Source organism: Kineococcus rubinsiae, assembly GCF_011839805.1.
In the GTDB taxonomy this organism is placed as follows: domain Bacteria; phylum Actinomycetota; class Actinomycetes; order Actinomycetales; family Kineococcaceae; genus Kineococcus; species Kineococcus rubinsiae.
The window spans coordinates 25,378-33,662 of sequence record NZ_VWPY01000046.1; the positions used below are offsets into that span (position 1 = coordinate 25,378).

An 8,285-nucleotide genomic window follows, 5' to 3' on the forward strand; every position below is an offset into this window, starting at 1 on the left:
GCCGGGCCGCGCCGGGCTACCGTCGGTGGGTGAGCGACGAGTCGGCGTACCGCAGCCGCCTGACCCTGCGGTGGGGCCCGTCCACCGGTCCCTCTCACCCCCGTCCCGGCGACGTCACCGACGCCGAGGACCCCCGGCTGGCCGCGCTCCGGGACGCCGTCGCCGCACCCGTCGTCACGTCGATGCTGACGGCGGAGGAGCTGGAGGAGCTCACCGTGCACTGGGGCGTCGACGGGGACGAGGGCGACGTGTGGGTGCGGGTCGTGGCCGTCGGTGAGGTGTTCCAGGACTGGCTGACGTCACCGGTCTGGCGACGCGGCGAGGCGGGGGCGCAACCGCTCGACGCCGCGGAGTGCGCGGCGCGCCTGGCCGACCACCTGCAGGACTGGATCGCCGAGAGCCGGTTCGGCTGGGGCCAGCGGCGGATCAGCACGCACGTGCTCCCGGCTCCTGAACCGGGGAGCTGACAGTTCTGCTGTCCGCAAGCCCCTGCAGCGGCCCGGCCACCCCCTTCGCAGACCTCGCGTGCAGCAGAACTGTCAGCCCGACCCTGCTTCCCGCCTCAGCTGCCGAAGACCCCGTGGGTGACGGCGGTGGGGGCGTCGTAGTCCCCGTCGCCGAGCTCCTGCAGGGCGTCCAGGACCTCCTGCGGGGCGCCGGACTCCTTCGCATGGTCCACGAGCGCCTGCTTGCTCGCCGGGTACTCCACCCCGGACAGGTGCTTCTGGATGTCGATGGGGCTGACCTTCTCCGCCACGGGGACTCCTCTCGTCGCGGCGCCGCGCGGCACCGTCGGGGGCGGGGTACCCGCGCGGTGGCGCGTCATGCGCGGGCGAAGCGGGCGGCGAGCTCGCGGACCGCCCGGCGCAGCGGCTCGGGTTCGACCTCCGAGACGTCCGCGTCGAAGGTCGCGAGGATCCCCGCGATCCCCGCCCACGACCAGGCGCCGACGGTGAACCGGCACCGCCCGGGCCCGGCGTCCTCGACGACGGAACCCCCGGGCGCCCAGCGGGCGACCAGGTCGACGGGCAGGGCCATCACGACCGTGCCGAGGCACTGCCACGCGGCGGGGGTGTCGCCGCGGTCGGCGCGGGAGCGCACCACCTCCGCGGCGCTGCCGCCGGGCAGCTCGCGCCGCGTGAACGGGGTTCCGGTGGGGCCTCCCGCGCGCAGGCGGTCGACGCGGTGCACGACCCACCCGTGCGCGTCGAGGTCGTAGGCGACGAGGTACCAGCGCCCGGCCCAGACGACGAGGTCGTGGGGTTCGACGCGGTGACCCGGACCCGGCGGCGGCCGCGTCCCGTCCGCGGCGCGGACCTCGAAGCGCAGCACGTGCGCGCGGCTGACCGCGTCGCCCACCGCCGTGAGGACCTCCGGGTCCAGCGGGGGCGCCGCGAACGTCCAGGCGTTGGGGACGGTCGTCACGCGGACGGCGTCGACGCGGGCGCGCAGGTGCGCGGGCATCACCTGGCGCAGGGTCGCGAGCGCCCGCGGGGCGGCGTCCCCGAGCCCGGCGACGGGGACGGGCGCGGTCTGCAGGGCGAGCGCGACGGCCACGGCCTGCTCGTCGTCGAACACGAGCGGCGGCAGCGTGCCCCCCGTCCCCAGCCGGTAGGTGCCCGCCGGGCCCCGGCTCGCGGAGACGGGGTAGCCGAGCCCGCGCAGCGCCTCGACGTCGCGCCGCAGCGTCCGCGTGCTGACGCCGAGGCGGGCGGCGAGCTGCGGGCCCGACCAGGTCCGCCGGCCCTGCAGCAGCGACAGCAGGGTCAGCGTGCGCGTCGACGTCGCGGCCATGCCGTCATCCTCGCCGCGGTGGCGGACACCCGGTGTCCGCGACCGGTGCGAACGTCGGGGAACGCACCCACCGACCCCGGGAGGAACCCGTGCTCGACCGCTCCGGTTCACGCATCGACCACCTCAACGTCGCCGTTCCCGACCTCGCCGCCGCGGTGGCCTTCTACGAACCCGTCCTGGGCTCCATCGGCATCGAGCTGATGCTGCGGATCCCCGAGGAGACCGAACCCCCGCGGGCGGCGATGGCGGGTTTCGGCCGGCCCCGCGTCAAGCCGTTCTTCTGGCTCGTCGACCACGGCACCGTCGGCACGGACATGCACCTCGCCTTCACGGTCGAGGACCGCGCGGCCGTGCACACGTTCTACGACGCCGCCCTCGCCGCGGGGGCCACCAGCCGGAACGCACCGGCCGTGTGGCCGGAGTACCACGACGACTACTACGGAGGATTCGTCGACGACCCGCACGGCATCAACCTCGAGGCCGTGTGCCACCTGCCGCCGGACGCGTGACGCACGCGAAGGCCGCTCGTCAGGACGCCGGTGCGTCCGTGGCCCTCGACATCCCCGGCGCCTTCTTCGCCGGCGCGCCGGGCACGACGGACGTCGGCGCGGCGGTCGGCTGCGTCTTCCCGGCCGAGCGCGCCGCGCCGGCCGACGGTGCCTCGCCGGCGGACTGGGCCTTCCCGGGCGGCTTCGGCTGGTCCGCCGGGGCGGCCTTCCCCGTCGGGGCCGCCTTCTCGGTGGGCTTCGCCTTCTCCGTCGGGGCCGGCTTCTCGGTGGGCTTCGCCTTCTCCGTCGGGGCCGGCTTCTCGGTGGGCTTCGCCTTCTCCGTCGGGGCCGGTTTCTCCGTGGGTTTGGCCTTCTCCGTCGGGGCCGCCTTCTCCGTGGGCTTGGCCTTCTCCGTCGGGGCCGGCTTCGCCTTCTGGGGGGGTTCAGCCTTCTCCGTCGGCTCGGCCTTCTCCGTCGGCTCGGCCTTCTCCGTCGGCTCGGCCTTCGCCGGGTGCTCCGCGGCGGTGGTCGTCGGGACCACCCCGGGCAGCTCCGACGCCGGGGCGCTCGCGCCGGCCGGGGTCGGGGATCCGGTCGCCGTCGCGTCGAAGACCGGGTCCAAGGCAGCGGCGGCCGGACCGGACGCGAGGGCCGCTGCGGGCGTCGCGGTCCGCGGGGTGCCGCTGCGCGGGGGGACGGCCGAGGCCGACGCGAGGTCGTGGACGGTGGGGTCCTGGGACGCGGGGCGCTCGACGGCCACGGACGCGGACACGTCCGGGCGCACGTCCGCGACGGCCTGCGTCGTGGTCACCCCGGCGCCGACGCCGACGCCCGCGGCGAGCAGGACGGTCGCGACGTGACCACCGGCCGTCTGCGCGACGCCCGTGGCGGTCGACAGGGCCTGCGCGGGCACGGAGCCGACCCAGGGCAGGGCGGCCAGCAGGGTGGCCGGGCCGGCGATGACGCGCAGCCGGCCGATGCCGACCCCGAGGAAGGCGCGGACCACCTCGGGGTCGAACTGCGCCCCGGCGCAGCGGGTGATCTCGGTGCGCGCCTGCTCGGCCGACATCGGCTTCTTGTAGGAGCGCGCGGTGGTGATGACGTCGTAGGTGTCGGCGACGGCGATGACGCGCGCCGCCAGCGACAGGTCCGCGCCGGCGAGGCCGCGCGGGTAACCACCGCCGTCCCAGCGCTCGTGGTGCTGCTCGACCCCGTCGAGCCACTCCCCGAGCCACGGGCGCAAGGGCTCGACCAGCCGGCCGCCGTGCTCGGGGTGCTCCTGCAGGCTCGCCCACTCCTCCTGCGACGGGCGGCCCTTCTTGTTGATGACCTCCGCCGCGACGTGGACCTTGCCCACGTCGTGCAGCAGGGCGACCCAGCTCAGGCGGTCCACGTCCTCGCGGGGCAGCCCCAGCTCCCGGCCGATGAGGGCCGCGTAGGCCTGGACGCGCTCGCCGTGCGCGCGGGTCTGCGCGTCGTGCGCGGCGAGGTTGCTGACCAGGGCGAGCAGCCACTGCGCCGACGCCCCGCCCGCGGCCCCGGGAGCGTCGAGGGCGGCCGGGGACCAGGTGCGGCGGGCCACGTCGAAGCGGCTGGGGACGCGGTCGGGCAGGGCCAGGCTGAGCCGCAGCATCGCGGACAGCGGCACGAGCCGGCGCAGCCACCGCGAGCACAGGACCAGCACGACGGAGGAGGCCCCGACCACGACCAGCAGCCACACGCCCACCGGGACGCCGAGGCGCTCGGCCGGCAGCCAGCGGGAGGCGGCGGCACCGACGGCGAGCGCGAAGAGCAGCGGCCCGAAGGAGGCCGTCGCCCGCACCAGCGCGGCCAGCACGGGCCGGGGACGCCAGGTGCCGCGGGCCGCTTCGCCGTAGTTCTGCGTGGGTCCGGAGGTCACCACCCCGGGATCGGTTGCCCCGGCGAGGCGGTTGAGCGCCCCACCCCTCGGTTCACCCGGTTGCGGGCCGGGTGCCGCCCGGGCGGTCGCGCAGGGCCGCGAGGGTGAGCAGCGCCCGCTCGTCGACGGGGGCGCCCGCCGCGGCCAGGCCGGCGATCTCCTCGGGGTCCAGCCCCGCCGCCCAGCAGGCGATGACGGCGCCGTCGCTCACCGCGGGGCTGCGGAAGGCGGCCACGAGGCGCGCGTCCAGGCCGAAGGCCCCGACGGTCGCGATCGCGTCGACCACCGCGATCAGCTCGTCCAGGTGCAGCCCGTGGCGCTCGAGGAGCCCCTCGGTCCGGTCCGCGAAGACGCTCTCCGTCCAGCTCAGCGCCACCCGCAGGGTCACGGAGTCGCCGCCCCGGCGCAGCAGCCGGACGGCGTCGCGCAGGTCGGGCGAGGACAGGTCCGGGTTCTCGGGGTCCCCGCCCAGCCGCAGGTCGGCGCGCACCCGCCGAGCCTGGCAGCGCCGGGCCGCGGCGGCGCGGTCAGAGCCCCAGCGCGAGCGCCGGGGCGGCCACGACGACCGCGCCCGCGGCCCCGAAGAGCAGGCCCGCGCGGGGCGAGCGCAGCCGCGGCGCGCCGCGCAGGGGTTCCTCGACGAAGCGCATGGTCAGCAGGGCGGGCACCGCGGCCAGCAGCTCCGCACCGAGCAGCACCGGCCAGGACGTGACCCCCGAGCGCTCGAAGGCCACCACGAGCGGCACGTGCCAGAGGTACCAGGTGAAGGACAGGCGCCCCACGAACCGCACGGGCCGCAGGGACAGCAGCCGGGCGACGAGGGTGCGGGGGCCGCCGGCCAGGCCACCGGCGGCGATGACCGCGGCCGCCCCGGCGGTGGCCGCGGCGGCGGCCGCGAAGACGCCGACCGCGTTCCCCACCGGGACCAGCAGGAGCGCGACGACCCCGGCGCCCGCCAGGAGCCGCGCCAGGACGCGGCCGCCGGTGCGCTCGTCGAGGCGGCGCAGCGCCGGGCCCAGCAGGGCGACGAGCGCGCCCGCCCCGAGCTGCCACGCCCGCGCGGGGCTGGCGAAGTAGGAGGCCTGGAAGGCCGACGAGGACCACCAGAGGTAGAGGACCCCGGAGACCAAGGACAGGGTGACGATCGCGACGACGAGGGAGCGGCGCACGTCGCGCCCGCGGCGGGCGGCGAGGGCCGCGACGCCGAGCACGACCAGCGGCCACACCAGGTAGAACTGCTCCTCCACCGCGAGCGACCAGTAGTGCAGGACGGGGCTCTCGGCGACGGCCGGGGCCACGGTCGTGACGTCGAAGGTCAGGAACCAGAGGTTCGCGGCCTGCAGGGCGGCGGCGAGGACGTCGCGCGCCACGGCCCGCTGCTGCGCGGCGCCCGCCACGACGACCGTGACGAGCAGGACGACCAGCAGGACGGTGTAGGCGCTCGGCAGGATCCGCCGGGCCCGGCGGGCGTAGAACGCCGCCAGGGACACGGTGCCGGTGGCCTCGACCTCGCGGACGAGGAGGCCGGTGATGAGGTAGCCGGAGATGACGAAGAAGACGTCGACGCCGGTGAAGCCGCTGCCGAACGCGGGGACCCCCGCGGTGAACAGCAGGACCAGCACGATCGCGACGGCCCGCAGGCCCTCGACGTCCGGCCGGAACCCGCGGCCCCGCTCGGGCCCCGGCGGCCGCGCGTCCCCCGCCCGGCCCGGTGTGGTGCTCGTCGACGACATCGTCGGTCCTCCCCCGCCGGTCGCTCCGTCGCGCCCGGCGCGGCCGAGGCTAGGCAGAGCCCGTCGGGCGGGCGCGCGGGGGCCACCCGAACGGAGCAGCGCCCCGGCCAGGAGTGCGGTCCCCGGTCGATCGGGTGAGGCTGGGCCCGTGGACGTCCCCGCCCCCGCCCGCCCCGCGCCCACCCGGAGGTCCGGCGTCCCGCGCCTGGACCTGCGCTCGATCTTCCCGCCGCCGCCCGGACCGGGCCGGCCCGGTGACGCCGGCGTGTGCGACCCGCACGACGCGCTGTGGGCCGTGGCGGGTGAGCGCGCCGTCCTGCTCGGGAGCCCCGCCGCCGTCCTGCTGCAGGTGGCGCACCCGCTGGTCGCCGCCGGCGTGGCGCAGCACAGCGACTACCGCGCGGGTCCCGCCCACCGCCTGCTCGGCACGCTGCAGGCCGTCCTGACCATCGCCTTCGGCGACACCGAGCAGGGCCGCGCCGCCGCCCGCGCCGTCGGGCAGCAGCACGCCCGCGTGCGGGGCACGACCCCGGACGGGACGCCGTACCGCGCGAACGACCCGGAGCTGGCGCTGTGGGTGCACGCCACCCTCGTCGAGATGGCGCTGGCCGCGGTCGGCCGCTACGCCGGGCGGCCCGTGCCGGCGGCGCTGCGGGAGGCGTACTGGCAGCAGATGAAGCCCTTCGGCCGCCTGTTCGGGGTGAGCGACGCCGTGATGCCCGCGGGCTACGCCGAGTTCCGCGCCTACTACGAGGACGCGGTCGCCCGGCTGGAGGTGACGGACGCCGCCCGCGCCGTGGCCCGCGACGTCCTCGGGCTGCGCACCGCACCGCCCGTGCCCGGCGTGGCCGCCGTCGCGCGGGCCGTCACCGCGGACCTGCTCCCGCCGAGCGTGGCCGCCCAGTACGGCCTCCCCGCCACCCCCCGTCGGCGGGCCGGCGCGGCCCTCGTCCGGGTGGTGACGCGCGCGCTGCGGCCGCTGCTGCCGGCCCGCGCGGCCCGGTGGCCGCACGCTGCGGTGGCCCTGCGTCGCACTGCGACACGCGGCTGAGCCGGTCGGGTCACGGGCCGTCCAGCCTCCTCGGTCCGCCCCGGCGGTCACCTAGGGTCGGCCGCGGACGGTGACCGACGTGGTCCGCCGCCGAGCGGAGGAACCCCATGCGCAGTGCACGCCGGCTCACCCTGGCCGCGGTCTCGGCCGCGGCCCTCCTCGGCGGCGGCGCCCTCGGCGTGGGGGCGGCCTCCGCCGCGACGCCCGCGCCCTTCCCGGCGATCACGCCGAAGATCGGCACGCCGTTCCCGTACATCGGCATCGTCCAGGCCGCCGGCGTGGACCGCTACGCCACGGCCGCCGTCATCTCGCAGGGGTCCTTCGCGCCCTCGGCCGGGTCCTCGGTCTTCGTCGCGAGCGGCGAGTCCGCCGCCGACGCCCTGACGGCCGGTCCCGCCGCCGCGTCCCTCGACGCACCGCTGCTGCTCACCCCGGCCGCGAGCCTGGCGCCCGCCGCCGCCGCGGAGCTCACGCGCCTGGCCCCCACGACCGTCTACGTCGTCGGGGGCGCCGGGCGCGTCTCGGAGCCCGTGCTGACCGCGATCCGCGCCGCGGCCCCGGGCGCGACCGTCGAGCGCATCGCGGGCGCCACCCGCTACGAGACCGCGGTCGCCGTGGCGCAGCGGTTCTTCCCGACGCCGACGGGCGTCGTCCTCACGCGTGGCGACACGTTCCCCGACGCGCTGTCCGGGGGCGCGGCCGCCGCCGCGGGAGGCGTCCCGCTGATGATCACCGACCCGGCGGCGCTGCCGGCCCCGGTCGCGGCGTGGCTGCAGGGCAAGACCTTCGACGCGGCGCTGGTCGTGGGCGGCACGGCGTCGGTCGGCGAGGGCGTCGCCGCGACCCTCACGTCCCACGTGAGCGACCCGACCGACGTGAGCCGCCTGGCCGGCGACGACCGCTACGGCACCGCGGCCGCGGTCGCGACGACCGTGTTCCCCGACGCCACCACGGCGCTCGTCGCGACCGGTGAGAACTTCCCCGATGCGCTCGCGGGGGTCCCGGCCGCCGCGGTGAACGAGGCCCCGATCCTGCTCGTCCGCTCGACGTGCACGCCGGTGCCGATCTACGACTACGTCGTGGACAGCCAGCTGAGCGCCGAGATCGTGCTGGGTGGCCTGTCGAGCGTCAGCGCCGAGGCGGTCGTCACCAACTGCTCCTGAGCCGGGACGCGGCGCCCGGCCGCGCGCGGGGGTCGGGGCGTCAGTCGGGGGCGACGACGCGGCTGCGCCGGGGCAGCGCCGGGGCCGGCACGAACGGGGCGCCGAACGGCTGCGCCACCGGTTCCGCGGGAGCCGGAGCGGGCGCGGGAGCCGGGG

General features: G+C 77.6%; 9 protein-coding genes. 4 read left to right on the top strand and 5 right to left on the bottom strand.

Translation table 11 applies throughout. The features are described 5' to 3' along the window. Positions 1 to 29 precede the first annotated feature (29 nt). Positions 30 to 467, top strand: a complete 438-nt coding sequence (locus F1544_RS17895) for a hypothetical protein (RefSeq protein ID WP_167587489.1) — start codon at positions 30 to 32, stop codon at positions 465 to 467. Between the two features lie 95 nt (positions 468 to 562). Here F1544_RS17895 and F1544_RS17900 read toward each other — a convergent pair whose 3' ends face one another. Both F1544_RS17900 and F1544_RS17905 read right to left on the bottom strand, forming a co-directional pair. After that, entirely contained in the window at positions 563 to 757 is a 195-nt protein-coding gene (locus F1544_RS17900; protein ID WP_208972124.1) for a DUF2795 domain-containing protein, read from the bottom strand. Between the two features lie 65 nt (positions 758 to 822). After that, positions 823 to 1,794: a helix-turn-helix transcriptional regulator gene (locus F1544_RS17905; protein WP_167587491.1), complete on the bottom strand. Its 972-nt coding sequence runs from the start codon at positions 1,792 to 1,794 to the stop codon at positions 823 to 825. A gap of 89 nt (positions 1,795 to 1,883) precedes the next feature. On the opposite strand from F1544_RS17905, the gene F1544_RS17910 reads away from it, so the two are divergent. Next, positions 1,884 to 2,303 (top strand): VOC family protein, encoded by a 420-nt coding sequence (locus F1544_RS17910; RefSeq protein WP_167587492.1) that lies wholly within the window; start codon positions 1,884 to 1,886, stop codon positions 2,301 to 2,303. A gap of 19 nt (positions 2,304 to 2,322) precedes the next feature. Here F1544_RS17910 and F1544_RS17915 read toward each other — a convergent pair whose 3' ends face one another. Genes F1544_RS17915 through F1544_RS17925 form a run of 3 tightly spaced genes read right to left on the bottom strand, consistent with a single transcriptional unit; the run spans position 2,323 to position 5,915 of the window. Continuing rightward, positions 2,323 to 4,182: an HD domain-containing phosphohydrolase gene (locus tag F1544_RS17915; protein ID WP_167587493.1), complete on the bottom strand. Its 1,860-nt coding sequence runs from the start codon at positions 4,180 to 4,182 to the stop codon at positions 2,323 to 2,325. A gap of 52 nt (positions 4,183 to 4,234) precedes the next feature. Then, a complete protein-coding gene (locus tag F1544_RS17920; RefSeq protein WP_167587494.1) occupies positions 4,235 to 4,672 on the bottom strand; it encodes a hypothetical protein in 438 nt (145 codons plus the stop codon). Positions 4,673 to 4,709: 37 nt separating this feature from the next. Continuing rightward, positions 4,710 to 5,915: an acyltransferase family protein gene (locus tag F1544_RS17925; protein ID WP_167587495.1), complete on the bottom strand. Its 1,206-nt coding sequence runs from the start codon at positions 5,913 to 5,915 to the stop codon at positions 4,710 to 4,712. A 148-nt stretch (positions 5,916 to 6,063) separates the two neighbouring features. Between F1544_RS17925 and F1544_RS17930 the strand changes: the two genes are divergently transcribed. Further along, positions 6,064 to 6,966, top strand: coding sequence for an oxygenase MpaB family protein (locus F1544_RS17930; RefSeq protein WP_167587496.1), 903 nt, complete (start codon positions 6,064 to 6,066; stop codon positions 6,964 to 6,966). A 107-nt stretch (positions 6,967 to 7,073) separates the two neighbouring features. Continuing rightward, complete coding sequence (locus F1544_RS17935) at positions 7,074 to 8,129, top strand: cell wall-binding repeat-containing protein (protein ID WP_167587497.1); 1,056 nt, start codon at positions 7,074 to 7,076, stop codon at positions 8,127 to 8,129. Positions 8,130 to 8,285 lie beyond the last annotated feature (156 nt).